Below are 252 nucleotides of genomic sequence, written 5' to 3'. Positions count from 1 at the left end.
AGCATTGCCGCGGAAGCCGATGAAGCCGCGCAGAGCGCCGAGCTCGGTGTCTGTGCGAGTATCAACTTCGAACTGAGCGCGCGTGAATGCGTCCCAGTCGGAGGTGCCGCCGTTGCCGGTGCCAGCAGACGTACCATTACCGCGCTGGAAATCGGTCTGGAAACGAACGTAGCCGCCGAACTTCAGGCAGGTTTCCGTACCAGGAATGTAGAAGAAGCCTGCGCCGAAAGCGTCGCAAACGCGAACGTATTC

At 60.3% G+C, this 252-nt stretch carries 1 protein-coding gene; it reads right to left on the bottom strand.

Annotation, left to right across the window (positions count from 1 at the left end; all coding sequences use genetic code 11):
• Nucleotides 1-252 (bottom strand): porin (locus PVA19_RS22465; protein WP_274104283.1); only part of this gene is annotated, 252 nt, incomplete at both ends.

It is taken from the genome of Agrobacterium sp. CNPSo 3708, from assembly GCF_028674915.1.
Classification (GTDB): domain Bacteria; phylum Pseudomonadota; class Alphaproteobacteria; order Rhizobiales; family Rhizobiaceae; genus Agrobacterium; species Agrobacterium cavarae.
The sequence above is the reverse complement of the archived record's forward strand: the minus strand, read 5'-3'. Positions and strand labels throughout refer to the sequence as shown.